We start from the raw sequence: 23537 nt of genomic DNA on the forward strand, positions 1-23537 counted from the left end.
TCGGAGGGATCGACGTCCGGCCTACGCTGTCTGACCGCGGCCAGCAGTTCCGGCGCCGGCTCGCCGTCGGCGACGGCCAGGTTGATGCCGAAGTGGTCTGCCTCGACCTCACGCCCCGCTTCGTCGGCCGCTCGTTGGATCGCCTCCCTGGCCCGATGCGCCTCGGCTGGTGTGACGAAGCTGCCCAGCCAGCCGTCGCCCAGGCGGCCGATGCGCCGGAACGCTGCCGGTGCCGATCCGCCCAGCCAGATGTCGAGCGGCTTGGCGGAGCGCGGCGCCACCGCAGCCGAGCGAACCGAGTAGTAATCGCCGTCGAACGAGACGTCTTCGTGTTCGAGCACCGCACGGAGCAGCCGCAGTGCCTCGTCGAACACCGCGGCCCGCGCCCCGTCGGGCACCACGAAGATCTGCCGTTCCGCGGCGATGGCCGAGCGCAGTCCGAAGACCGGCAGCACCCTTTTGGGTGCCAGCGCCGCGAGCGAGGCCAACTGCTTGGCGACGAGGACCGGATGCCGCCCCGGCAGCACCGCGACCGACGTACCGACCTTCAGGCTGCCGGTGCGGGCCAGGGCGAAGGACATCCCGACGAACGGGTCGACGGCCTCGGAGTACACGAGCTCGGAGAACCACAGTGAGTCCACGCCGGTGTCTTCCAGGTGGTCGACGATGTCCGGCAGCTGGTGCGGGCCGACGTCGGCGCCGAGTCCGATCCCGAATCGAATTTTCACGTTCTCGCCATCCTACTTATCAGACATTCGCGACGCATTCGGCCGACCGGGCGCTAGGGTTGCGAAAACGCTTGCGAGAGAGCGAGGAAGCGGTGGACGGAGCGGTGACGGTGTCGATGGCGGCACCGGCGGAGCGGATCTGGGACCTGATCGCCGATGTGCGCAATACCGGCAAGTTCTCCCCCGAGGTGATGGAGGCCGAGTGGCTCGGCGGCGCGACCGGCCCGGCGCTGGGCGCGCGGTTCCGCGGTCACGTGAAGCGCAACGAAATCGGGCCCGTCTACTGGACCACGTGCGAGGTGACGGCCTGCGGACCCGGTCGAGAGTTCGGTTTCGCGGTTCTGCTCGGCGACAAGCCGGTGAACAACTGGCACTACCGGCTCACCCCAGTCGAGGGCGGAACCGACGTCACCGAGTCGTTCCGGCTCAACGACTCGATGTTGATGAAGTTGTTCTCGGTCTTCGGTGGTCAGCTGCGCCGGCGGCGCAATATTCGCGATATGCGCAAGACACTCGAGCGCATCAAGGCCGTGGTCGAGTCGCCCGACGATTAGGCGCGACGGAACCGTTGTCCTCCAACAGGATCAGAGACTGCGCAGGCGCCGCACGCGATCGCTGAGCGCGCGCTTCGACACGCCTGCGGAACGCGCCACCGCTTCGAATGCGTGCGGGCAGCCCGGATAGACGTGCAGTTCGGTGGGAACCCCGGCGTCGGCGAGGCGGGTGGCATAGGAGATGTCCTCGTTGCGGAAAATGTCGAGATCGCCGACGTCGAGGTAGGTGTCGGGCAGTCCGCTGAGGTCCGTGGCGCGTGCGGGCGCCGCGTACGGCGATACCGAGTCCGACCCCGCGTCGGCACCCAGAAGCGCGCCCCACCCGGTGACGTTGTCGTCGTAGGTCCACGTCAGGTACGGCAGCAGGCTGGAATCGGGTGTCGCGGCGCGGTCGTCGAGCATCGGGTAGATCAGGATCTGTTGTGCGACCGCCGGCCCGCCGCGGTCGCGGGTCAGAAGGCACACCGCCGCGGCCAGGCCCCCTCCCGCGCTGTCGCCCATCACCGCGATCCGGTCGGGGCCGACGCCCAGCGTGGCGGCGTTCGCGGCCAGCCAGCGCAGCGCGGCGTAGCAGTCCTCGACCGGTGTGGGGTGCGGATGCTCGGGCGCCACGCGGTAGTCGACGACCAGCATCGGCACCCCGGACGCCGCGACGTAGTCGCGCACAGCGAGGTCGTAGATGCGCCCGATGTGTTCGAGCCCGAAGATCATTCCTCCGCCGTGCAGGTACAGCGCCGCGCTGCCCGGCTGTTCCCCGCTGCGGTGATACCAACCGAGCGCCAGCGTCGCGCCGTCGTCGGTGGTCAACGAGTGCTGTGTGACCTCCACACCGGCGGCGGCGGCTCGTTGCCCCGCGACGGTGTCGAACATGCGGTGACCGTTGACGCGCCGCGTCTCCACATCACCGACCGGGGCCGGGTCGACGTCGCCGACCGCGGCAAGCAGCGGCGCCATCTCCTCGAGTATCTGGGCGTCGATGCCGAGGGCCATGCGGGCACACTATCGTGGCCGGGCGTGGTTGCGACGCGACTTCGACCCATCTACCCCTTTGCCTCCGCTGTTGTGGGGCCGATCGCGGCGGTGACCGCTGTAGTGCACTGTGTTGCAGGGGTTTTGGGAAAGGATTACTGGTTCGACGAGGTGTACATGCTGGCCATCGGCCGCAACCATCTCGACTGGGGCTCGGCAGATCAACCGCCTATCGCCGCGGCGCTCGCCGCGGCGGTGGACACCCTCGCGCCGGGATCGCTCATCGCCCTGCGCATTCCCGTGGTGCTCGCTACCGCAGGCACCGTGGTGCTCGCCGGCCTGATCGCGCGCGAACTCGGATGTGACCGTCGCGCACAAGGTTTGACCGCCGCCGCGCAAGCCACCGCGATCCGGACCGCACTGGCCGCAGTATCGCGGTGCAGATCATCGATTTCGCGGGCGTCGCCGGTACCACGCTGATGCTCTCGGCCGGGAGCCGGACGTCCTACGCCCCTTCTTCGCCGACGTGCGGGTCGTCGGCGACTTCGGCGACGAAATGCGGGCGTACTTGATGACCGAGCGCCGGGAGCCCTGGGACCGGATCTGGTCGCAGACGCGGACTTTGACTGTCTCGTGAATCCGCCGCGGCGACGCCGACACCTTTGATAGAACGGTGCCTGTTCAGCCGCGAGCCGAGGGAGCCTCCGATGGGTCAGTGGTCACGTGATGAGATCGACGAGGCGTTTCACGCCTATCAGGACGCGGTGGTCGACATCGGTACGACGTGGGACTGGTCGAGCTATGCCGATCACTTCACCGAGGACGCGACCTACGTCGAACATGCCCTCGGCAACATGTCGGGCCGGGAGACCATCCGTGACTGGATCGTCTCGACGATGAACATGTTCCCCGGCAGCGAGATGCCCTTCTACCCGGTCGAGTGGTATTCGATCGACGTTGACAAGGGCTGGGTGATCAACCGCAACGTCAACACGATGAAGGATCCCGGCGACGGCAGCGTGCACGGCACCCCGGTGATCACCGTGCTGCGGTACGCCGGTGACGGTAAGTGGAGCTACGAAGAGGACGCCTACAACCCGATGAATTTCCTGGTGATGGTGCAGGGCTACATCCAGCGCTGTCACGAACTCGGCACCCTCTCCGACGACGCCCGCGTATTCGCCAAGAACATGAACTGGCAGTTGCCGTAGTCAATTTGACCACTGCTTCCGAATCGCCGTCCCCGTGCGGATATCGGCCTACCCTCGGACGGGTGGACACCGCTACACCGCCCACGTTCGGCGCGCATCTGGTCCGGGACAACGGCGCCCCTCCGCCCGAGGTGCCGCTGTCCGAGGTCGATCTCGGCTCGTGGAGCTTCTGGGTCAAGCCCGACGACTTCCGCGACGGCGCCTTCGCCACGCTGCGCCGCGAGGCGCCGGTGTCGTTCCACAAGCCGTTGGACACACCGGGGGTGGAGGAAGGCCCGGGCCACTGGGCGCTGACCAGGTTCGACGACGTCTGGTACGCCAGCAGGCATCCGCACATCTTCAGCTCGAGCCCGAGCATCACGATCAACGACGCGAATCCGGAGTTGAGCGAGTACTTCGGCTCGATGATCGTCACCGACGACCCGCGACACCTCCGGCTGCGCAACATCGTCAGCCGGGCGTTCACCCCGCGGGTGGTGGCGCGCACCGAGGCCTCGGTCCGCGACCGGGCGCGCCGCCTGGTCGAGACGATGATCGCCGAACATCCGGACGGCCACGGTGAAGTCGTCGCGGAGCTGGCCGGACCGCTGCCGCTGCAGGTCATCTGCGACATGATGGGCATCCCGGAGGACGACCATCAGCAGGTCTTTCACTGGACCAACGTCATCCTCGGGTTCGGGGACAAGGACATCGCCCAGGATTACGAGGAGTTCGTCAAGGTCGCGATCGACATCGGCGCGTATGCGACAGCGCACGCCGAGGACCGTCGCACTCACCCCCATGAGGACCTCACCACTGCGCTGGTGGAGGCCGAGGTCGACGGTGAGCGCTTGACGTCGGCCGAGATCGCGTCGTTCTTCATCTTGTTGGTGGTGGCGGGCAACGAGACGACCCGCAATGCGATCAGCCACGGCGTGCTGGCGCTGACACGCTATCCCGGTGAGCGTGAGCGTTGGTGGGCCGATTACGAGGCCGTCGCCCCGACCGCGGTGGAGGAGATCGTCCGGTGGGCGTTCCCGGTGAACTACATGCGCCGCACGCTCACCGAGGACTGCGAACTCAGCGGGGTCAAGATGGCCGCGGGCGACAAGGCGACCCTCTGGTACTGCTCGGCGAACCGGGACGAGGGCAAGTTCGCCGACCCCTGGAGGTTCGACGTGACACGCAACCCGAACCCCCACGCCGGTTTCGGCGGCGGAGGGGCGCATTTCTGCCTGGGCGCCAACCTCGCTCGGCGCGAGATCAGCGTCGTGTTCGAGGAGTTGCACCGGCAGATACCCGACATCGCCGCCACCGAGGAACCGGCGCGGTTGCTGTCGCCGTTCATTCACGGGATCAAGCGCTTACCGGTGTCCTGGACGCCGCCGCGCTGAGTCCACGCTCAACTGGGCGGTATCTACCGTTATCGGGTTGATCCCACGGGCCAGGTGAGGGCAATCAACCCGTTGAGCAGCCCTGGGAGCGCCCGAGGCTCGGGCGCGCTCGACGGAGACTCCGAAAGCTTGTGTTGTCAGCTCCTGCACGGGTAACCGACGGCCATGCATCCCGATCACTTTCGTACCCTGTTGACCTCGAACGGCCCCTACGCGTCGGTGTACTTCGACGACTCCCACAACACCGCCGACGCGGCCGCCCAGATGGAACTGAAGTGGCGCTCGCTGCGCGAACAGCTGGAGCGCCAAGGCGCCGATCCGGCGGTGACGGAGAGCATCGAGCAGGCCGTCTCGGATGCGGCTCCCCCGGTGGGGCCGAGCGGCCGCGCCGTCGTGGCCAGCGCCGACGGTGTGCTCGTCGACGAACACCTGATCCGCCCCATCGATCCCGTCGTCCGCGTCTCGGCGCTGCCCTACATCGTCCCCGTCGTCGAACACGGACTCGACCGGCCGACGTACGCGGTCGTCATCGTCGACCACGAAGGTGGCGACATCACGCTGTTTCGCGAGGGCACCGCCGTGTCGGACACCGTAGACGGCGACGCGTATCCGGTGCACAAGGCGTCGGGTGCCGAATCGCCGGGATACGGCGATCCGCAACGGGCCAGTGAGGGCGCGCGACAACAGAACATCCGCGCGGTCGCAAGCCAGCTGACCTCGCTGGTCGACGACGCGAATCCCGCGGTCGTTTTCGTCGTCGGCGAGGTGCAGTCCCGCACCGACCTCACCGCCCAACTACCCGAGCGGGTGGCCTCGCGGGTCGTCGACGTGAACGTCGGCGCACGCCACAGCGGATTCGACGACGCGAATTTGCGACACGAAATCGACCAGGAGTTCCAGCGGCGCCGGGTGGCCGAGATCGACGACGCCGCGAAACGCCTGACAGCCGAACTCGGGCGCGGGGAGGGCATGGCGACCGAGGGTCTGGACGGCGTCACGGCCGCGTTGCGTGCGGGTGCGGTGGAGACCCTGATCATCGGCGACGTCGGGGATGCGACTGTCGTCGCGGGCGACGACCTCACCACGGTCGCGCCGAACGCCGATGTGCTGTCCGAGCTTGGAACCGCTCCCAGCCAGACCCTGCGGGCCGACGAGGCGCTGCCGATGGCCGCGATCGCCACCGGCGCCGCACTGATCCGCACCGACGAGCGCATCGATCCGGCCGACGGCGTCGCAGCGATCCTGCGTTACGCGCTGCCCCGCTGACGCCCTTACGGTCAGCGGGCTCCGACGATGTTGGCCAACGCGGCGATCGAGGTGTCGTCGAGATGCTGGCAGAGATCCAGCGGATGCTCGAAAACGCGTTGCGCTCCGGCCTTTTCGAGCTCTCCGCGGGAAACTCCCCCGCTGAGCACCCCGATGCTGTCCACGCCTGCGCGCCTACAGGCCTCCACGTCCCAGACGGTGTCACCGACGAATACGGCGTGTGCAGCAGGGACACCGGCGCGTTGAAGCGCGATCTCGACGATGTCGGGTTCGGGTTTGGCGGTGTCGACATCCTCCGACGAGGTCACCGCGTACACCAGGTGATCGCTGTCGAGCACCTCGCGCAGTATCGACAGCTCCTCCTCGGGCGCCGAGGTTGCCAACACGACCCGGATGTCGAGTTTGTGCACCGCCTCAAGCAACTCGCGGGCGCCCGGCAACCGTTTGAGGTGCGGCGCCAGTTCCTTGTAGTAACGCGAGTGCAGGTCCTTGGCCTGGCTGCGAGCCTCCGCATCGGCGTTCGCCGCCAGTGTCTCGACGAGCGTCGTACCGTCCATTCCGATGGAGCGGTGGATGCGCCAGGCCTCGACCGGGTGGCCGGCCTCCTCGAACGCCCGGTACCACGCGTGCACGTGCAGGTAGTTCGAGTCGACCAGCGTGCCGTCGATGTCGAACAGGACGGCCGAGGCGGTCTTGGCTTCGCCGGTCACGGCCGGTGCTGCTGCTCGGGAGCCCGGGTGTGATCGGGGGCCCGGGTGTGATCGGGCCGCGCTGTGAAATCGTCTCGTACACCGTCGGTCTTGGCATGCGTCACATCCGCGACCGGTTCGGACGCGCGGGTCTTCGGGTCCAGGGCATCGGCGCGGGCGCGCTGTTCGTCGAGTTCGTCGCGCTTGGTGTTCACCGCGTCGCGGTGCGTACGCGCCGCATCCTGCAGTCGCGCCGCCTCAGCCGCTTTCGCCTCCGCCTCGGCCTGCGCGGCGCGGGCGCGTGCCTCGGTTTCCTGAGCCACGGTCTCGCGCTTCTGGAGATGCTGCGACTTCTGGTCGACCTCGGTGCGGAGCCGCTCGGCCTCGAGGCGACGGCGCTTGTTGCGTGCATTGCGTGCCAGGACCGCCACCAGCACGATGGCGGCGATGACAGCGATGGCGACGATGATCCACACGATGACGTTGCTATCCATGTCGGCTCCTCTGATTTGTCGAGCCGGCTCATTGACGAACCCGCTAATTCTGCGTGTGCCCGGGCGGGACCGTGCCTAAACGGCGTGCGCTCAGAAGTAGCCGTTGGCGGGTGGCCAGACGCCGTTGACCGCGTAATTGCCGGCGGCGTGAGCCTTGTAGGCCAATGGACTGTGGCTGGCGATCGTTCGGACGTTGCGCCAATGCCGGTCGAGGTTGCGCGATCGTGCGGTGGCCGACGCTCCTCCGGTGTCGAACAACCGCACGGCGGCCCCCAAGGCCAGACGTTCCGTGACCAACTGCGTTTTGGCCACCGCGATCGCCAGTTCGGCCAGGGAGTCGGGATCATTCTGCCTGCCGCGGTCGACCACCTCGTCGATCTCATCGGCGGCGGCAAGAACGAGCGCTTCGACGGCGGCGGCGTCGGCGGCGATGCTGCCGACCGCCTCCAACACGAACGGATCTCCGGATGCCGAGTCGGCCAATGAGTGCGACGCCGGACGCGCCTTCGTCCGCACGTATGTGACCGCGTCGTCGGTGACGGCATGTGCGATACCCGCCGTCACGGCAGCCAGATACAACTGCAGAAACGCCGTGCCGTGTCCGAGGCGCTTGCCGTCGGACACGGTGGTCACCTCCACCGGGTGCACGATCACGTCGGTGAACCGGGTGCCGCCACTGGCCGTGGCGCGCTGACCGAAACCGTCCCAATCGTCGTAGAGTTCGACGCCGTCACGATCGGCCGGGATGATCGCCTGCAGGTCCCTGCCGTCGGCGTCAACGGCGGAAACCGCGATGAGGTCGGCAAAAAGCGTTCCGGTGGAATAGAATTTGTAGCCGTTGAGTCGCAGGACACCGTCGGCGTCGGCAACGAGGCGGGTTTCCGAACTCGACGGCGATTTGCCGTTGCCGTCGGTGATGGCGTTGCCGAAGACCGCGCCGTCGTTGATCCGCGGAAACCAGTGTTCCCGGTCGGCCTCGGTGGCCCGGTTGCTCAGAAGCCGCTCGGCGAACCCGAAGTGCGGCCGAAGGGCCTGTGCCACATTGGAACTACCGCGGGCGATCGCGATGACAGTGGAGAGCACTTGGCGCGCGCTCGCTCCGGGCCCGCCGTAGCGGACGGGAACCCGCAGGCCGAGAAGGCCGGCGTGACGCAGGCGCTCGACGGCGTCGTACTGCAGCACCCGCTCACGTTCGGCCTCCGCGTCGGCCTTGCTGAGGTCGTCGACGATCGGCGGCAACCTTGCCAACCTGTCTTCCGTGGAGCCACCCAACATATCGTCGACGAACGCGGGCCGCGGTGCGTGCGTCATGAACTGGCCAGATAGCGTCGGCGTTCCCAGTCGCTGACATGGCCGATGTACTGCTCCCACTCGCTGCGGGCGATCGCGGCGAAGTCGTGCACGGAATCCGCACCGAGGATCTCCGTGATCGTGTCGTCCTGTGTGGCCAACGCCAGCGCCACCCCGAGGGACTCCGGCAGCGGTGCTCCGCTGCCGTAGAGATTGCCGTCGCCGCGCTCGGCCGGTGTGCGGCCCGCCTCGATACCGGCGACCACCGCGGCTAGCGCCGAGGCGACCAGCCAGTAGGGATTCGAATCAGAGGCACCGCTACGCAATTCGATCCGGGTGGCGTTCGGATCGGACTCGACCAGGGAGCGCACCGCGGCACTGCGATTGTCGCGGCTCCACGTCACCGTCGTGGGGGCGAACGAATCGGGTGCGAAGCGACGGTAGGCGTTCACCGAGTGGGCACCGAACAATGTGATCGACGGTAGATGCTCGAGCAGTCCCGCGATCGCCCGCAGCGCCAGGTCGTTCTCGCCGCCGTCGACCGGCGCGAAAGCCGGTGCGCCGTCGCGCCACAACGAGATGTGCAGATGGGCGGAACTGCCGGAGTGCTCGGTGAACGGCTTGGGCATGAAGGACGCCAGTTTGCCGTGTTTGCGGGCCACCTCCTTGGCGGCGTACTTGAGCCGCGCGGCGTCATCGGCCGCCTCGAGCGCGTCGGTGTAGACGAGGTTCGTTTCGACCTGCCCCGGGCCGTACTCGGTCTGGATGCCCTCCAATCGGGTGAAAGCGCCGAGGGTTTCGTATAGGTCGGTGATCAGCGGGTCGAGCGCGTTGGCGTTCTCCAGCGAGTAGGCGTGGATGTCGTGTTGAAACGGCGACCCGTCGGGGTCGAGCAGGTAGAACTCCAGTTCCACGCCCACCTTGGCCGTGTAGCCGTGGGTGGCGAGCCGCGCCAGCACCCGCCGCAGGATGGCGCGCGGATCCAGTAGCGACGGGTTGCGGTCGTGCGCAACGATATCGGCGATGACATGGCCGACGCCGGGCCGCCACGGCAGTGCGCGGAAGGTGGTCAGGTCGGGTACGGCGTACACGTCGGGATAGCCGCCGTCCCAGTTCGTGAGCCGCAACGAGTCGATCACGGTTCCGTCGGTGTTCCAGCCCAGCGACGCCTCGCAGAACGCGAACCCGGCGCCGCGCGCGCGTTCGAGGAACTGAGCCGCCGGGATGCGCTTGCCCTGCGCGTGGCCGAACGGATCGCTCCACGCCACCTCGATCTCGGTCAGGGAGCCGTCGTCGAGGCGGGCCAGCAGTTCTCGCTCGGCCGCCGAAGCGGATTCGATCGTCTGCGTCATGTGTGGGCCCGCTCCCCGACGCGGGTGCCGACGACTGTGCCGACGGCGAAGGAGCCGACCAGCAGCCCGATGACGATCCAGGCGAGGATGCTCGAACCACCCACCAGATCCCTCAGGTTGGCGAGGATCAGCACCAGCGCCGCGGTCAGCCCGACAAGCCCCAGCGCCGGTGCGATACGCACCCGCCACTGTGAATGGCCCCGCCGATCGCGAGCGAAGAACACCAGAACCGAAACCGACGTGGCGATCAGCAGCACCACGAATCCGACGGTCGTCGTGCCGGCGAACCAGGTGTAGAACTGCGCGGCCGGGTCGAGCTTGAAGACCACCGCCAGCGCGATACTCACCGCGACGACACCGGAGATCCACAGCGAAGCCTGGTGCGGCGAGCCGTGTTTGGTGTGCGGATAGCTCAACGACGCGGGAAGCACGTCGCGCTGCGACAGTGCGAACACGTAACGCGACGCGACGTTGTGGAAAGCCAGGATGCAGGCGAACAGGCTGGTGAAATACAGCACGGTGATGATGTCGCTGCCGACGAGGCCGATGTAGCGCTGGGCGGTGTCGGCCAAAAATGTTCCGCCGGCCTCGGTGGCCTGGGTGATGGCCTGCTCGTCGCCCCAGCCCGAGATCAGCGCCCAGGAGGTGACCGCATAGAACACGCCGATGAGGATCAAGGCGGCGTAGGTGGCTCGCGGGATGGTGCGTTCCGGGGTGCGAGCCTCATCCCGGAAAATCGCGGTGGCTTCGAACCCGACGTAACTGATCAGTGCGAACAACAATCCGATGCCCAACGAGCCGGAGAAGATGGCGTTCGGGTTGACGATGCCGCTGGACAGCCCGTGATCGCCGCCCCGCACGACGATCACCAGGTCGAGGACCAACACGATCGCGATCTCCGCGGTCAGGAGCACGGCGAGCACCCGGCTGGACAGCTCGATGTTGCGGTAACCGAGATAGGTGGTGACCACGAAGGCGACCGCGGCGAACAACCACCACGGAACGGTGGGGCCGCCGAACAATTCGACGACGCTCACGCCTGCCGGGCCGAGCAGGCCGTAGACGCCGGCCTCCAGCGCGACGTAGCTCAGGAGTGCGACGAACGCGATGCCGATGCCGACCGGAAAACCCAGAGCCTTGCGGACATAGGAGAAGAACGCCCCGGCCTCCTCGACGTAGGGAGTCAGGGCGGTGAAACCGACCGCGAAGAACAGCAGCACGATTGTGGCGGCGACGAAGGTCGCGGGGAAGCCGGCGCCGTTGCCCGACGCCAGCCCCAGCGGGACGACCCCGCCGATCACGCCGAGCGGTGCCGCCGCGGCAACGACCATGAACACGATTGCCGGCACTCCGAGATTGCCCCGCAGCTTGCGTGCGGGAGCTCCGACCTTCTCGCTCAAAGCCTCTGGTGGAGCGACGATTTCAGACATGTACTGCGTCCTTCGGTGGTAGTTACGGGCACGATAGGGATAACGCGCTGCGTGGCACCACATCTGGAGTCACCGTGAGTCCTAGGTCGTAACAATTGGACACATTCGGGCTGACTTGCACACCTCGGCCGCCTCTGTAGTCTTCGGGCGGTGAGCAGCTCTGTGCGAGCGGTGCGGGCCAGGGGGTGCCCGCTGCGGGTGGGCGCCACACCGGTGCCGCACGCCGAGATCCTCGATCATGCGCGGGATCTGCTGGCGCGGCACGACATCGACCTGCAGATCGAGATATTCGAGAGCTTCGACGAACCCAACGAGCTGCTCGCCGCGGGGCGCCTGCACGCGAACTTCTTCCAGTACCTGCCGTTCCTGGACGATTTCAACCGTCGCACGGGAAACCTCCTGGTGCCGGTCGTGCCGGTGCACATCGAACCGTTTGGGTTGTACTCCACCGAGATCGCCGACCTGGCTGCCATTCCCGAGTACGCCGAAGTGGCGCTGCCGTCGGACCCGGTCAACATCGACCGGTCGCTGGTGATGCTCGACGACCTGGGGCTGATCGAGTGTGTTCGTGCGCGCAAGGGCCTCGTGGATTTGACCGACATCCGGGCCAACCCGCGCCGGCTGATTTTCAAGAAGCTGACCAGTTGGACGCTGGGCGGACTGCGCAAGGACTTCGACGTGGTCTTTCTGTTCGGCAACCAGGCGATGGAATGGGGCGTCGACATCGGCAGTGCCCTGCACTGCGACCGCGGAAATCTCGCGTACTCCGAATATCTGGTGGCCAGACCCGACAACCATGACAGCGCCGCGGTGCGCACGCTGGCCCACGCGCTGAACTGCGAATCGACCCGCGAATTCATCACCACCACGTACGCGGGTCAGGTGCTGGCGGCGTTCTAGGCCTTGTGCTCAGGGCGAGCGAAAAGCTGTGCCGCGCGATCGGGGGCGATGACAGTGATGGGGTGTACCAGTCCGCCTCGCAACGGCAGGGCCCGCCCGCCGCCGAGCTTCATGTGGTGCTGGTTTTTGATATCCCCGACGACTCGCCCGTATCAGCGGACCGCACAGCGTATCTCGCGGATGAGTACGGACGCCTCATCGCCACGTCGATTCCCGGTGTCCGCGTGCGCGAGGCGGTTATCACCCGCGCCTCTACGTCGCGTCACCGGCCCCGACCGGCCACCGGATTGTCGATCGACCGGACCGCGCGGGAGGTACGTGTCGACGGGCAGTGTGTGAGGATGACCTACCGCGAGTTCGAATTGCTGTGCCACTTCGCAAGCCGGCCGGGCGCCGTCGTTTCGCGCGACGAGCTGATCGCCCAGGTCTGGCACGACTGGGCGCCAGGTGATTCACGGCGGACCGTCGACACCCACATCCGTCGGATACGAGCCAAACTCGGCCGGTTCGCCGGCGTTCTGACGACGATCCGCGGCCGCGGGTACCGCTTCGATCCCGGACCCGAGGTGTACGTCGCGGCGTGAGGCTAGAGCGTGGCGGTTAACGGTCCCCACGGCCGGCAGACCGGTTCGGGAGGATTGCCCGCCGTCGCGCAGCCTCGGCCGGTGGCCACATAGGTGGCGCCCGGTTGGTACGGCGAGTAATACGCCAGCGCAGTCAGTAGCCCGTTGTTCTGCTCGCATCGTTGCGGCCCCGGGCTGCCCTGGAGTTCGACGCAAGCGACCGACTGATACGGCGTGCCGCCGTTGCAGTCCGCAGGCGTCATCGTCACCGCGACCATGTCGGTACCCGACACCTGGACGACGTGGGGTGCCGAGAGCGTGAAGGTGCACGGCGGATCGGCCGGGTCGGCGTCCGCCAGCGCGGTCACCGACAGACAGCTCCAGGCGAGGGTGAAGACCGCGACCATCAGCGACCTGATCATCTTCGGATCGTAGGCCACCACCGCGTCCTCATGTGCCGCCTTTTTGGCGTGATCACGACATCAGGCCAGGTAGCGGCTTAGCCAGTCCTGCACGCGGCGCCACGCGTCGGCCGCGGCCGACGCGTTGTACCGCTCCCCTGTGTTGTTGAAGAACGCGTGGTTGGCGTCGGGTTCGGTGACCAACTCGAAGACCAGGCCCGCCTTCTCGAGCGCGGCCCGCGCGACGGGCTCGGTGGCGTTGACCCGCTGATCCTGCGCCGCGTAAATGCCAAGCACGGCAACATCTTTAGAGCCAGAGAAGTCGGGGTTGTCCGGCGTCGGGCCGTAGAACGGCACAGCGGCCGACAGCCTGGGTTCACCGGCGGCCAGCAGCCGCCACACGTAACCACCGCCCATACAGAAGCCGACGGCGGCGACCTTCTTGCCGGGTACGCGCCGCTGCAGTTCGTCCACTCCCGATTTCAGGTCAGCGATGGCGTCCTCCGGCGGGATCGTGCCCAGCGCGGCCGTCGCCTCGGCGGGGTCGGCGAAGGTCGCCGTACCGCCCTGAGCGGAGAGCAGGTCGATCGCCAACGCCGAGTATCCGGTTCCGGCGAACCGGCCCGCGACCGAGCGGATGTGGTCGTTGAGGCCCTTGTTCTCGTGGATCACGAGAACGGCGCCGCGTGGCTCCTGCGCTTCGGCCCACGCGGCCTGCAGCTCGCCGCGCGGCCCGGCCCAGGTGATCGGGGTGGTGGGCACCGTGTTCTCGCTGCCGGGCGGCGGGGCGCTCGCGGTGGCGGCGCCGGTCGACGTGGCGGGGGCGTCGGTCGTCGGCTCCCGGTTCTGGCTGCATGCGGCGAACAACGCCGTGGCCCCCGCGGTGCCGATACCCAGCAGCGCGAGCCGGCGCAGCGCTTCGCGTCGGGACAGCAACCCATCGACGTGGTCAGTGGCAATTTCTTCGGCGATGTACCGCTGCACAGGGGTCACCTCCGCGAGTATGCCCCGGCGCCGACGCCACCGGAACCCACTCAGCGGCAGGTAACCGCACTGATAAGTGCATGTCAGTCGCGTGAGTAGACAAAATCTCGGATCTGTTCACGGATTCGATTGACAGGCTAATTGGCGGACGGTTCTATGACGGGGTGACCTACGACACGATCATCCGCAACGGCCGCTGGTTCGATGGCACCGGTGCCCCGTCGGCGGTCCGCAACCTGGGCATCCGCGATGGGCACATCGTGGCGATCAGCCCCGACGAACTCGACGCCATCGGCTGCCCGCAGGTCATCGACGCCAGTGGCAAGTGGATCCTGCCCGGCATGCTCGACATCCACACCCACTACGACGTCGAAGTGCTCAATGGGCCCGCCCTCGCCGAATCGCTGCGCCACGGCGTGACCACGGTGATGCTCGGGTCCTGCTCACTGTCCACCGTGCACGTCGACGCCGGCGACGCCGGCGACATCTTCGGCCGGGTAGAGGCGATCCCGCGCGACCATGTGATCTCCGCGATCGAGCAGCACAAGACGTGGACGAACTGTGAGGAATACATCCAGGCGCTGGAGTCGCGACCACTCGGCCCCAACATCGCGGCCTTCATCGGTCACTCCGACATGCGCGCCGCGACGATGGGACTCGATCGCGCCACCCGCAAAGACCAGCGCCCCACGAAAGCCGAGCAGGCCCAGATGGAGCGCTGGCTGTCCGACGCGCTCAAGGCCGGATTCGTCGGAATGTCCTCGCAACAACTGCTGTTCGACAAGCTCGACGGTGACGTGTGCCGCTCGAGGACCCTCCCGTCGACGTACGCCAAACCGCGTGAGCTACGCCGGCTGAAGTCGCTGCTGCGACGCACCGGCCGAATCCTGCAGTCGGGCCCCGACATTCAGAACCCGCTCAACCTCGGCTCGCAGCTGGCGCAGTCGCTCGGCATTGTCCGCAATCCGCTCAAGACCAGCCTGCTGTCCGCCGCGGATGTGAAGTCGAACCCGTACAGCATCCACGCACTGGGCCCGGCGGCCCGGCTGGTCAACAAGCTCGGCGGGAACTTCCGCTGGCAGCATCTGCCCGTTCCGTTCGAGGTCTACGCCGACGGCATCGATCTGGTTGTCTTCGAGGAGTTCGGCGCGGGCGCGGCGGCGCTGCACCTGCGCGACGAAGTCGAGCGAAATGAGTTGATGCGTGACGCCGCCTATCGTCGGCGCTTCCGCAAGGAGTACGAGAGCAAGCTCGGTATTCGGGTGTGGCAGCGCGACTTCTTCGACGCCGAAATCGTCGCGTGCCCCGACGCCTCGGTCGTCGGCAAGTCATTCGGCCAGGTCGGGCAGGAGCGGGGCGGTGTGCATCCCGTCGACGCTTTCCTCGACCTGGTGCTCGAACACGGCGCGGCGTTGCGCTGGCGCACCACGATCTCCAACCACCGCCCCAAGGTGCTCAAAAAGCTCGCGGCGGACTCGGGTATCCAGATGGGCTTCTCCGACGCGGGCGCGCACCTGCGCAATATGGCGTTCTACAACATGGGGTTGCGGTTGCTTCGCCATGTGCACAGCGCCGAACGCGCAGGGAAACCGTTCATGACAATTGAACACGCAGTGCACCGGCTCACCGGCGAGCTGGCCGACTGGTATCGGCTGGACGCCGGCCACCTGCGCATCGGCGACCGGGCCGACGTCGTGATCGTCGACCCCGCCCACCTCGATGACTCGCTGGACAGTTACGCCGAGGAGCGCGTCGATCAGTACGGCGGGCTGTCGCGCATGGTCAACCGCAACGACGAGACGGTAGCGGCGGTGTTCGTCGGCGGCCGTGCTGTCTTCCTGGACGGTAAGCCGACCGAGCTTGTCGGCCAACGGCGGACCGGGCGTTTCCTGCGCGCAGCGCACAAGTCACCTGCGCCCGCCCAACAGGAAGGTGAATTGACCAGTGTCGGTTGAGGATACGGTTCTCGGCATGTGGAAGGCGCTGTCGGCGCGTGACTGGAAGGAGGTCAAGACCTTCCTGTCCGACGACTGCATCTACCTCGACATGCCCGTGGGCCCGGCGGCCGCCGCGCGCGGCCCGGAGGACATCGTCAAGCGCCTCAAGATCGGCCTCGAGCCGCTGGCCTCCTACGAGAACTTCACCGGGCTGATGGTCGACAACGGCACAGACGTCATGTACGAGCATTCCGAGGAATGGCATTGGCCCACAGGCGAATCAGCCGTGCTTCAGTTCGTCACCGTGCATCGCGTCGAGAACGGCAAGATCACCCTGTGGAAAGACTACTGGGACATGGGCGCGCTGGCCAACAACGCTCCGCCCACCTGGATGGAAGACTTCGCCAACGCCGATATGTCGTGGGTGTTCGACGCGACCGGCCTCATCTGAGGCGACGGTTACTCACGCGCGCTCAGAGCGGACGCGTCGAATAGTAGCCACCATCCATGTAGTAATCACGGAACTTGTTGCCTTCGTTGTCCTTATAGGTACACGTAGAAAACCGCGTGCCACCCTTGGAGGTGGTGCTGTAGGTGCCACCGGCGGAAGCACATTCGCCCTTGATGGTGTTCTCCGAGAGTTTCTCGGCGTGAGCGACGGGTGCGATCGTGGTGATGAGCGTGCCGAGTACGGCGGCCGTCACCACGGCAAGTGAGGTGGTGCGTGAACGAGGCATTTTCCCTTCTCCTTTTCGGCGTTTTCGGGTTTTCGTGTCGCATGCATTGCGACTACCGCGATACTCGTTGATCGCCACGTCACCCGAAATCACCGGAGAGCTAGATTCGACTCGTGAATTCGGAAGGGTTTCCTATCCGCCGGGCAATGCAACAGCGCAGGGCTCAGACGCTCCACGCCAATCGGAACTTATCGGCAGCGTCCTGCGCGCTGAGGTCGCCGAAGTTCTTCTGTTCGTAGCGGCGCACGGCGACAACGGAGTCGACGACCGCGTCGCCGAGGATGTTGCGCATCGACTCGGAACGGTCCAGCGCATCCACGGCATCGGCCTGGTTGTCGGCCATGGTCACGATACCGGCCCGCTGTCGCTGCTCGTCGGTGAGTGTGACGGGATCGACGGTCGTCTCCGGCGGGAGCTTCCGCCCCCGCTCGATCCCCTCCAGGGCGAGGCCCAGGATCGTCGCCGTCGCCAGGTAAGGATTGGCCGACGGATCGATGACCTTCACCTCGACATTGGCTCCCAAGGGGTTGCTCACCCCGCCGATCAGGAATCGAACTGCGGCTTCGCGGTTCTCGGTGCCCCAACAGACTGTTGCCCCGGACCAGTGACCGGGTTGCATGCGTTGGCCCGACAGCACGGAACCGGCGAGCACGCCTTGGGCGTCCGGCAGTCCGGCGAGCAGCCCTGCCACCGCTGACTCCCCCTCGGCGGTGAGGCCGTTGACGCCGTCGCCGCCGGAGAACAACGGGACGTCGCCGCGCTTCATCGAGAAGTGTTGATGCGAACCCGATCCGACCTCCCCGGCGAACGGCACCGGCGACAGGCTCACCCGCATCCCGTACCGCCGCGCGACTCGGCCGATGATGATCCGCATCAGCACCAGGGCGTCGGCGGCCGCGACCGGCGGCAGCGCGGCGAGCGAGATCTCGAACTGGTTGACGCCGTACTCGGGATGGAACTGTTCGATCGCGACGCCCGACGCGGTCGCCGCGTCGGTGACGTCGCGGACAAATCCCTCGTACTCCAAGATGCCGGCCAGGCCGTACTGGGCCCACAGGTGCGACGGGAGCCGGCTGCCGTCGGGTCCGACGAGCACGAACTCCATCTCATGGCCCACCACCGTGCTGATCCCGGCGTCCGCCAATCGATCCTCGACCCGGCCCAGGACGCCACGGCTGCAGTAGGGGTCCGGGGTGCCGTCCTGGTTGAAGAAATTGCCTGGCGCCCAGGCCAACCCGTCGCCGAGGATGCGCAAGGCGCCCAGGTCGATCCGGATCCGCTGGTCCCCCACCACGCCGATCTCGTCACCGAAGACGATGCCGCTCTGGTCGATCGCGAAGACGTGCCACACCGGGCTGGCGCCGAGACCGGGGTCGGCGAACGTGCCCATCCGCCGCAACGGAACGGTCTTGGCGAGCGTGAGGCCCGCCGCGTTCACCACCGTGCCGATCAGGGTCGCTACCCCGTCGGCCTCGAGTTGGGCGATCGCCGCCGCCGCGAGCGGTTTGGCTGTTGCTGGTTTCACCACAGCCATTCTGCGCGCCTCGCAGTGAGTTACAGCGTGATCTTGCAGCTTTGCCCGATGTCGAGCGTGCGCAACATCCGGCCCATGCCCAACCACATCGCGCACGAGAGCGCGAGGTCGGTCAGCAGCTCATCGGAGAAGTGCTCGCTGCAGCGCTGCCAGAAGTCCTCGTCGTCGCGCAGACCGGTGTGGTCGCTGGCGAAGCGTTCGGCGAACTCGGCGGCGATGCGCTCTTGCTCGCTGTAGCCCGGCCACGTCCGCCACTCGGCCGCGTGGTCGTAGAGGTCCTCATCGACGCCGGCCGCCAAACCTTCGGAGTCACGGGTGTTCTGGCACACCACGCATTCGTTGTCCAACGCGATGACCATCCGCGCCAGTTCGCGGACCCGCATCGGCAGCCGGTTCTTGGTGTAGACCGCATTGGTGAAGCCGGCCATCGCCACACCGATATCCGGCGACTTCGTCACCCAAGCGGCAGCGTCGTTGTCGGCGAAGTCTCCAATTCGACTCATGGCGGCATCGTACGCCCGCTCGCGTCGAATTGGAACGCGTTCTAGTTTCGGCTTCGCCGCGGTCAGCTGGTGGTCACGAGCTGGCGGTCGTCGGTCCAGTCCCGCTGCAGGAGCATTCGGTGCGCGATGCGCTCCAGCGCCGCCTCGACCTGGAACCGGTCCGGGCGCCCCTCAAAGGTCGGGGAGGTGGCCAGCTTCTCGACGATGCGACCCACGATCGCCGTCGAAATGGCATCGACCTGCCGGATCCCGCTCTGGGTCAGCCAGAGCCGCTCGCCCGTGCGAAGCGCCAGGCCGCGTCGCACCAGATCGTCGAACGTCGGCTCGATGATCTCGTACGGCACGCGGAGACGTTCGGCGATGTCGGTCAGCGTCGCCGATCCGAACACCTGGTTCTGCCGGTAGATTTGCAGCAGTGCCCACATCTGGCTGACGTCGAGGTCGCATCCGGGTTCGCGGGCCAGGCTGCGCAGCCGGATCTCCGGCGAATCGCGGAACAGCCGGCCGACGGCCACTTCGAGGATCTTCTCGGGCGATTCGGTGCTGGGCATGCCGAAGCCTTCACCCAGGTCGGATGCCGACACCGTCTCCACCTCCCGCAGCTGCACCTCTTTGAGGAACAGCGAGACGACGAAGCCGACCACCGCCACCGGCACCGCGCACAGGAAGACCCGCCCCAGCGAGTCGGCGTAGGCGTCGATGATCGGTGCGCCCATGCGCGGACTCAGCATGTGCAGTGCCTGCGGCGACTCCGCTGCGCGCGGCGGGGCGCCGCTCGCGGCCAGTGCGGGCCCGATCCGGCTGGCCAGGAAGTTGGCGAATAGGCTGCCGAAAATCGCTGCGCCGAAGGAGCTTCCGATGGTGCGGAAGAACGTGACGCCCGAAGTGGCCACCCCGAGGTCGGCGAAGCTCGAGGTGTTCTGCACGACGAGCACGAGCACCTGCATGCACAGTCCGATCCCCGTGCCGAGGATGAACAGATACAGCGACTGCTGCCAGGTCGGCGTCGCGGCGTCCATCCCGGACAGCAGCAGGAAGGCCACCGCCATGGTCGCGGTGCCCGCGATCGGGAAGATCCGGTACCTGCCGGTGCGCCCGACGATCTGGCCGCTGCCGATCGAGGTGATCAACATGCCCGCGACCATCGGCAGCGTGCGCAGACCCGACGTCGTCGCCGAGACGCCGTTGACGAACTGCATGAAGGTCGGCAGGAACGTCAGCGCGCCCAACATCGCGAAGCCGACGATGAACCCGAGGATGCAACACACGGTGAACACCGGGCTGGCGAACAACCGGATCGGCAGGATCGGCTCGGCGGCATGAAGTTCCACCCACACGAAGATCGCCAAGGCCGCGAACGAGGCGGCGAACAGCCCGATGATGGTGGGTGACGACCAGGGGTACGTGCTGCCGCCCCAGCTCGTCGCCAATGTCAGGCCCGACGCGCCCAGCCCGACGAACACGATGCCCGCGTAGTCGATGACGGCCTTGCCGGACTTCGTCAGGGGCGGGATCGCCACTGCGGCGACGGCGAGCACAGCCACGGCGACGGGCACGTTGATCCAGAATGCCCACCGCCAGGTGAGGTGGTCGGTGAAGAACCCGCCGAGCAACGGCCCGATCACCGTCGTGACGCCGAACACGGCGCCGAGCGCTCCCTGGTAGCGACCGCGGTCGCGCAGCGGGATGACCTCGCCGATCAATGCCATCGCGGTGACCATGATCGCGCCGCCGCCGATGCCTTGCAGCGCCCGCGAGGCGACAAGCATGGTCATCGAGGTCGCGATGCCGCAGAGCACGGAGCCCGTCAGGAAGAACAGCACGGCGGCGCCGAAGACGGTCTTTCGACCGAACAGGTCGCCGAGCTTGCCGACGATCGCCGTGACGATGGTCGACGCGAGCAGGTAGCTCGTCACCACCCACGACTGGTGGCCGGCGCCGCCAAGGTCGGCGACGACCGTCGGCAACGCGGTGGCGACGATCGTCTGGTCCAGCGCGGCAAGCAGCATTCCGAGCAGCACCGCGATGAACACCGCGTTGCGGCGCCGCGAACCGATTTGCGTGCCGCGGACCTCCGGATCGACAGCCGCCGACATGACCTGACTCGTCATACTTCCCTTCCGATACGAAACTCAACAGCCATATCGTTAGTCAGGCTATGAAAGTTACGTACCGGGAGAGAATTGCCCCCGCGAGCGTGCGCAAAACGCTGCCGATCGGCGGCGTGTTGTGTGCAGACACGCGCGCTCGCGGAGATTGAGGTGCAGCTAGAGCGAGGTGGGCGGGCGCGAGACGCACTGGGCCGAGTAGAGCTCCTCGCCCAGCTTGTCCATCAGCTGCAGCTGTGTCTCGAGGTAGTCGATGTGGTCTTCCTCGTTGTCGAGGATCTTCTCGAGCAGCGTGGCCGAGGTCGCGTCGCCCTTCTCGCGGCACATGATGATGCCCGGACGCAGGCGCTCCAATACCTCGTACTCGATGGCGAGGTCGGCCTCGAACTGCTCGCGCAAGGTCTGGCCGATCCGCAACGAGAACAGCCGCTGATAGTTCGGAAGGCCGTCGAGAAGCAGAATGCGGTTCGTGATGGACTCCGCATGGTTCATTTCTTCGAATGACTCTTTGCGCGTGTATTCGGCGAGTTCGGTAAAGCCCCAATTCGCCTGCATCTTTGAATGCAGGAAATACTGATTAATGGCCGTGAGCTCGCTCGTCAATTGCTCATTGAGCAGTTTGAGCACGTCCGGATCGCCTTGCATGGTCGCTCCTAGGCACTTGAGGGCTGATCAAGCTTCGCTGTCGGTGATGCGCCTCCCACGCTAGTGCAGTTACCTCCCGCAAGCTCGCTTTAATCCTTGCGTGGGGCGTGTTTTCGACCGAATTCTCAATCGGTCCGGGGCCTCGAGGCGCAGATCGGGGGCCTAGTCTGGACTGCCTAGGCTAAGTAAGGTTAGACTCTGCTAACCGTTGCCGAGGCCGCGAGGGAGACAGGGCGATTCGATGGGTCAGTACGATCTGCACTCATTGATTCTCGCTTGCGACTTTCGCGTCGCCGACGTCGAGCGAATGTGGAAATGGCTCAAAAAGCGTCGCGACGATCTGCAGTCGATCGGCGCCCACCATCTCGTCGTATACGAATCGATTTGGGAACCGAACCGCGTCCTCGTGACAATCGGAATCCGCAATGCCAAATCAATTCGCGAGGTGCTTCTATCCTCTGCGGTCTTCGAGTGGTTCAACGTCGCCGGCGTCGACGACATCCCGCCGATCTTCGGCGGTGAGGTGGTCGAGAAGATCGACCTCTATCCCCCGTCCCCCGCCGACCACGTCGGCCGGGTGGTCGTGGGCGTCATGTCGTCGGTGGAGGACGTGTCGGCGCTGATGGTCAAGATCCACGACGGCGTCGAACGCTTCAAGCGCGGCGGCGTGCGCAAGATCTGGGTCTACCGCGCGCTCGACGACGGGCACGAAGTCATGATCTTGCAGGAAATCGAGGACGAGACTGCCGCCAGGCACTGGATCGACCACCCGGATGCCGCGGCGGAGTGGATGTCGAACGTGGGGATGGGTGCTTATCCCACCCACTTCATCGGCCGCTTCGCCCACTTGATGACCATCGACGAGCAGGGTTGACGGGGCGCCATGTTTGTCTGCTTGTGTATGGGGATCACCAGCCACGACGTCACCGAGTGCGTCGCCAACGGCGCGCGGACGTCCAAACAGATCGCCGAGGCCTGCGGGGCCGGGGGTGACTGCGGACGCTGCCGGCGCACTTTGCGGGCCATCATCGCCGCCCAGTGCGAGGTCGACGGTGCGACGCCCAAAGCGGTGAGTCGCTGAAGCTGCGCTACTGCGGCCCGTGCTTGCCGGTGAAGTCGGCCAGCGCGCTCGCGTTCGCTGCGGCACCCATCAGCACCGCGAACTGTTCGTTCTCCCTCGCCGTCGCGGCGGCGATGCCCTCGCGGGTCGGCGCCGTCATCGTCTGCTTGACCGCCATGAGGCTCGCGATCGGCCGCGACGCCAGAATCTCGGCGTGACGGCGGGTTTCGGCCAGCAGGTCCTCGGGTGGACACACCTTCCACACCAGGCCCATCCGCTGCGCCTCACGAGCGTCCACCCATTCCGACGACATCAGCAGCCACGCGGCATTCTGCCGGCCGACCAGGCGCGGCAGCAGGTACGACGACGCGGCCTCCGGCGCGACGCCGAGGCTCGTGAACGGCGTCTTGAGCCGGGCCGTCGTCGACATGAAGGCCAGGTCGGCATAGCCGAGAATCGTTGCACCGATACCGACTCCGACGCCGTTGACCGCACAGATCAACGGTTTCGGGAAATCGGCGAGCGCGTCGATCATCGCGGTGAAATGAGAGCCCTGTTCGTTGAACGCGGGATCGGTAATGCGCCTTTGCATCTCGTTGAGATCGTTGCCCGCGCTGAACGCCCGTCCCTCACCGGTGAGCACGACGACCGCGACGCCCTCATCGTCGGCGGCCTGTCGCAGTGCGGTCGCGGTCGCGAGATACAGCTCCTCGTTGAACGCGTTGAGCACGTCGGGCCGGTTGAGGGTCAGGGTGCGGACGCGGTTCTCGTCGTCGATCCGCAGGGTCGTTTCAGCCACGGCAGCAGAT

The 23537-nt window shown here is 66.6% G+C and carries 26 protein-coding genes; 11 read left to right on the top strand and 15 right to left on the bottom strand.

The window, feature by feature from the left end:
- A partial coding sequence (locus A5650_RS22690) for a TIGR03854 family LLM class F420-dependent oxidoreductase (protein ID WP_067297182.1) occupies positions 1-728 on the bottom strand: 728 nt, incomplete at its 3' end.
- Positions 729-844: 116 nt separating this feature from the next.
- Here A5650_RS22690 and A5650_RS22695 point away from each other — a divergent pair.
- Positions 845-1282, top strand: a complete 438-nt coding sequence (locus A5650_RS22695) for an SRPBCC family protein (protein WP_502687096.1) — start codon at positions 845-847, stop codon at positions 1280-1282.
- Between the two features lie 30 nt (positions 1283-1312).
- Here the strand turns inward: A5650_RS22695 and A5650_RS22700 are convergent, their stop codons facing one another.
- Positions 1313-2272, bottom strand: a complete 960-nt coding sequence (locus tag A5650_RS22700) for an alpha/beta hydrolase (RefSeq protein ID WP_067297190.1) — start codon at positions 2270-2272, stop codon at positions 1313-1315.
- Positions 2273-2395: 123 nt separating this feature from the next.
- Here A5650_RS22700 and A5650_RS22705 point away from each other — a divergent pair, with 123 nt between their 5' ends.
- The 4 genes from A5650_RS22705 (at position 2396) to A5650_RS22720 (ending at position 6101) form a co-directional block, all read left to right on the top strand.
- Positions 2396-2731, top strand: a complete 336-nt coding sequence (locus A5650_RS22705; RefSeq protein ID WP_231992747.1) for a hypothetical protein — start codon at positions 2396-2398, stop codon at positions 2729-2731.
- 227 nt (positions 2732-2958) lie between these two features.
- Complete coding sequence (locus A5650_RS22710) at positions 2959-3462, top strand: Cif family virulence factor (RefSeq protein ID WP_067297197.1); 504 nt, start codon at positions 2959-2961, stop codon at positions 3460-3462.
- A 62-nt stretch (positions 3463-3524) separates the two neighbouring features.
- On the top strand, positions 3525-4835 hold the full coding sequence (locus A5650_RS22715) for a cytochrome P450 (RefSeq protein WP_067297200.1): 1311 nt from the start codon (positions 3525-3527) through the stop codon (positions 4833-4835).
- Between the two features lie 165 nt (positions 4836-5000).
- Positions 5001-6101 carry an Rv2629 family ribosome hibernation factor gene (locus A5650_RS22720; protein ID WP_067297204.1) on the top strand — a complete coding sequence of 367 codons (1101 nt, stop codon included), beginning with the start codon at positions 5001-5003 and terminating at the stop codon, positions 6099-6101.
- Between the two features lie 11 nt (positions 6102-6112).
- On the opposite strand, the gene A5650_RS22725 is transcribed toward A5650_RS22720, so the two are convergent.
- From A5650_RS22725 to A5650_RS22745, 5 genes are all read right to left on the bottom strand, one after another.
- Positions 6113-6811 (bottom strand): HAD family hydrolase, encoded by a 699-nt coding sequence (locus A5650_RS22725; RefSeq protein ID WP_067297206.1) that lies wholly within the window; start codon positions 6809-6811, stop codon positions 6113-6115.
- Complete coding sequence (locus A5650_RS22730; protein ID WP_067297209.1) at positions 6808-7284, bottom strand: hypothetical protein; 477 nt, start codon at positions 7282-7284, stop codon at positions 6808-6810. Before A5650_RS22730 ends, A5650_RS22725 begins: the two co-directional genes overlap by 4 nt.
- Positions 7285-7374: 90 nt before the next feature.
- Complete coding sequence (locus A5650_RS22735; protein WP_082950896.1) at positions 7375-8595, bottom strand: acyl-CoA dehydrogenase family protein; 1221 nt, start codon at positions 8593-8595, stop codon at positions 7375-7377.
- Positions 8592-9926, bottom strand: a complete 1335-nt coding sequence (locus tag A5650_RS22740) for a glutamine synthetase family protein (protein ID WP_067297212.1) — start codon at positions 9924-9926, stop codon at positions 8592-8594. Before A5650_RS22740 ends, A5650_RS22735 begins: the two co-directional genes overlap by 4 nt.
- Positions 9923-11356, bottom strand: a complete 1434-nt coding sequence (locus A5650_RS22745) for an APC family permease (protein WP_067297215.1) — start codon at positions 11354-11356, stop codon at positions 9923-9925. Before A5650_RS22745 ends, A5650_RS22740 begins: the two co-directional genes overlap by 4 nt.
- Before the next feature lie 150 nt (positions 11357-11506).
- Here A5650_RS22745 and A5650_RS22750 point away from each other — a divergent pair, with 150 nt between their 5' ends.
- Entirely contained in the window at positions 11507-12256 is a 750-nt protein-coding gene (locus A5650_RS22750; protein WP_067297218.1) for a MetQ/NlpA family ABC transporter substrate-binding protein, read from the top strand.
- Between the two features lie 62 nt (positions 12257-12318).
- Complete coding sequence (locus tag A5650_RS22755; RefSeq protein ID WP_067297221.1) at positions 12319-12840, top strand: winged helix-turn-helix domain-containing protein; 522 nt, start codon at positions 12319-12321, stop codon at positions 12838-12840.
- Between the two features lie 2 nt (positions 12841-12842).
- On the opposite strand, the gene A5650_RS22760 is transcribed toward A5650_RS22755, so the two are convergent.
- Positions 12843-13241, bottom strand: a complete 399-nt coding sequence (locus A5650_RS22760; protein WP_067297354.1) for a hypothetical protein — start codon at positions 13239-13241, stop codon at positions 12843-12845.
- Positions 13242-13301: 60 nt separating this feature from the next.
- Positions 13302-14213, bottom strand: coding sequence for a dienelactone hydrolase family protein (locus tag A5650_RS22765; protein WP_067297226.1), 912 nt, complete (start codon positions 14211-14213; stop codon positions 13302-13304).
- Positions 14214-14368: 155 nt separating this feature from the next.
- Between A5650_RS22765 and A5650_RS22770 the strand changes: the two genes are divergently transcribed.
- Together A5650_RS22770 and A5650_RS22775 are read left to right on the top strand one after the other, a co-directional pair.
- Positions 14369-16159, top strand: coding sequence for an N-acyl-D-amino-acid deacylase family protein (locus tag A5650_RS22770; protein ID WP_067297230.1), 1791 nt, complete (start codon positions 14369-14371; stop codon positions 16157-16159).
- Positions 16149-16592 (top strand): nuclear transport factor 2 family protein, encoded by a 444-nt coding sequence (locus tag A5650_RS22775; protein ID WP_067297233.1) that lies wholly within the window; start codon positions 16149-16151, stop codon positions 16590-16592. The genes A5650_RS22770 and A5650_RS22775 overlap by 11 nt, the downstream gene beginning before the upstream one ends.
- A gap of 22 nt (positions 16593-16614) precedes the next feature.
- On the opposite strand, the gene A5650_RS22780 is transcribed toward A5650_RS22775, so the two are convergent.
- The 5 genes from A5650_RS22780 to bfr all read right to left on the bottom strand — a co-directional run bounded on the left by A5650_RS22780 (position 16615) and on the right by bfr (position 21668).
- Positions 16615-16956, bottom strand: a complete 342-nt coding sequence (locus A5650_RS22780) for a hypothetical protein (RefSeq protein ID WP_156744287.1) — start codon at positions 16954-16956, stop codon at positions 16615-16617.
- 85 nt (positions 16957-17041) lie between these two features.
- Positions 17042-18403, bottom strand: a complete 1362-nt coding sequence (locus tag A5650_RS22785) for a type I glutamate--ammonia ligase (RefSeq protein WP_502687095.1) — start codon at positions 18401-18403, stop codon at positions 17042-17044.
- 29 nt (positions 18404-18432) lie between these two features.
- Positions 18433-18915: a carboxymuconolactone decarboxylase family protein gene (locus A5650_RS22790; RefSeq protein WP_067297240.1), complete on the bottom strand. Its 483-nt coding sequence runs from the start codon at positions 18913-18915 to the stop codon at positions 18433-18435.
- Between the two features lie 62 nt (positions 18916-18977).
- On the bottom strand, positions 18978-21026 hold the full coding sequence (locus A5650_RS22795; protein ID WP_067297242.1) for an MDR family MFS transporter: 2049 nt from the start codon (positions 21024-21026) through the stop codon (positions 18978-18980).
- Between the two features lie 156 nt (positions 21027-21182).
- The gene (gene bfr, locus A5650_RS22800; RefSeq protein WP_067297246.1) at positions 21183-21668 is read right to left on the bottom strand and encodes a bacterioferritin; all 486 of its coding nucleotides are present in this window, start codon (positions 21666-21668) and stop codon (positions 21183-21185) included.
- 241 nt (positions 21669-21909) lie between these two features.
- Between bfr and A5650_RS22805 the strand changes: the two genes are divergently transcribed.
- Positions 21910-22542, top strand: coding sequence for a fatty-acid--CoA ligase (locus A5650_RS22805; RefSeq protein WP_067297249.1), 633 nt, complete (start codon positions 21910-21912; stop codon positions 22540-22542).
- A gap of 9 nt (positions 22543-22551) precedes the next feature.
- Positions 22552-22749, top strand: coding sequence for a (2Fe-2S)-binding protein (locus A5650_RS22810; protein WP_067297253.1), 198 nt, complete (start codon positions 22552-22554; stop codon positions 22747-22749).
- Positions 22750-22756: 7 nt separating this feature from the next.
- Here the strand turns inward: A5650_RS22810 and A5650_RS22815 are convergent, their stop codons facing one another.
- On the bottom strand, positions 22757-23527 hold the full coding sequence (locus A5650_RS22815; RefSeq protein WP_067297257.1) for an enoyl-CoA hydratase/isomerase family protein: 771 nt from the start codon (positions 23525-23527) through the stop codon (positions 22757-22759).
- Positions 23528-23537: the final 10 nt, after the last annotated feature.

This window comes from Mycobacterium sp. 1164985.4, assembly GCF_001668575.1.
Taxonomy (GTDB): domain Bacteria; phylum Actinomycetota; class Actinomycetes; order Mycobacteriales; family Mycobacteriaceae; genus Mycobacterium.

Excerpts from the sequence above, each read along its gene's own strand:
- A5650_RS22695 (WP_502687096.1), top strand. The coding sequence starts at position 845 with ATGGCGGCACCGGCGGAGCGGATCTGGGACCTGATCGCCGATGTGCGC.
- A5650_RS22700 (WP_067297190.1), bottom strand. The coding sequence starts at position 2,272 with ATGGCCCTCGGCATCGACGCCCAGATACTCGAGGAGATGGCGCCGCTG.
- A5650_RS22710 (WP_067297197.1), top strand. The coding sequence starts at position 2,959 with ATGGGTCAGTGGTCACGTGATGAGATCGACGAGGCGTTTCACGCCTAT.
- A5650_RS22720 (WP_067297204.1), top strand. The coding sequence starts at position 5,001 with ATGCATCCCGATCACTTTCGTACCCTGTTGACCTCGAACGGCCCCTAC.
- A5650_RS22730 (WP_067297209.1), bottom strand. The coding sequence starts at position 7,284 with ATGGATAGCAACGTCATCGTGTGGATCATCGTCGCCATCGCTGTCATC.
- A5650_RS22735 (WP_082950896.1), bottom strand. The coding sequence starts at position 8,595 with ATGACGCACGCACCGCGGCCCGCGTTCGTCGACGATATGTTGGGTGGC.
- A5650_RS22740 (WP_067297212.1), bottom strand. The coding sequence starts at position 9,926 with ATGACGCAGACGATCGAATCCGCTTCGGCGGCCGAGCGAGAACTGCTG.
- A5650_RS22745 (WP_067297215.1), bottom strand. The coding sequence starts at position 11,356 with ATGTCTGAAATCGTCGCTCCACCAGAGGCTTTGAGCGAGAAGGTCGGA.
- A5650_RS22760 (WP_067297354.1), bottom strand. The coding sequence starts at position 13,241 with ATGATCAGGTCGCTGATGGTCGCGGTCTTCACCCTCGCCTGGAGCTGT.
- A5650_RS22790 (WP_067297240.1), bottom strand. The coding sequence starts at position 18,915 with ATGAGTCGAATTGGAGACTTCGCCGACAACGACGCTGCCGCTTGGGTG.
- A5650_RS22795 (WP_067297242.1), bottom strand. The coding sequence starts at position 21,026 with ATGACGAGTCAGGTCATGTCGGCGGCTGTCGATCCGGAGGTCCGCGGC.
- bfr (WP_067297246.1), bottom strand. The coding sequence starts at position 21,668 with ATGCAAGGCGATCCGGACGTGCTCAAACTGCTCAATGAGCAATTGACG.
- A5650_RS22805 (WP_067297249.1), top strand. The coding sequence starts at position 21,910 with ATGGGTCAGTACGATCTGCACTCATTGATTCTCGCTTGCGACTTTCGC.
- A5650_RS22810 (WP_067297253.1), top strand. The coding sequence starts at position 22,552 with ATGTTTGTCTGCTTGTGTATGGGGATCACCAGCCACGACGTCACCGAG.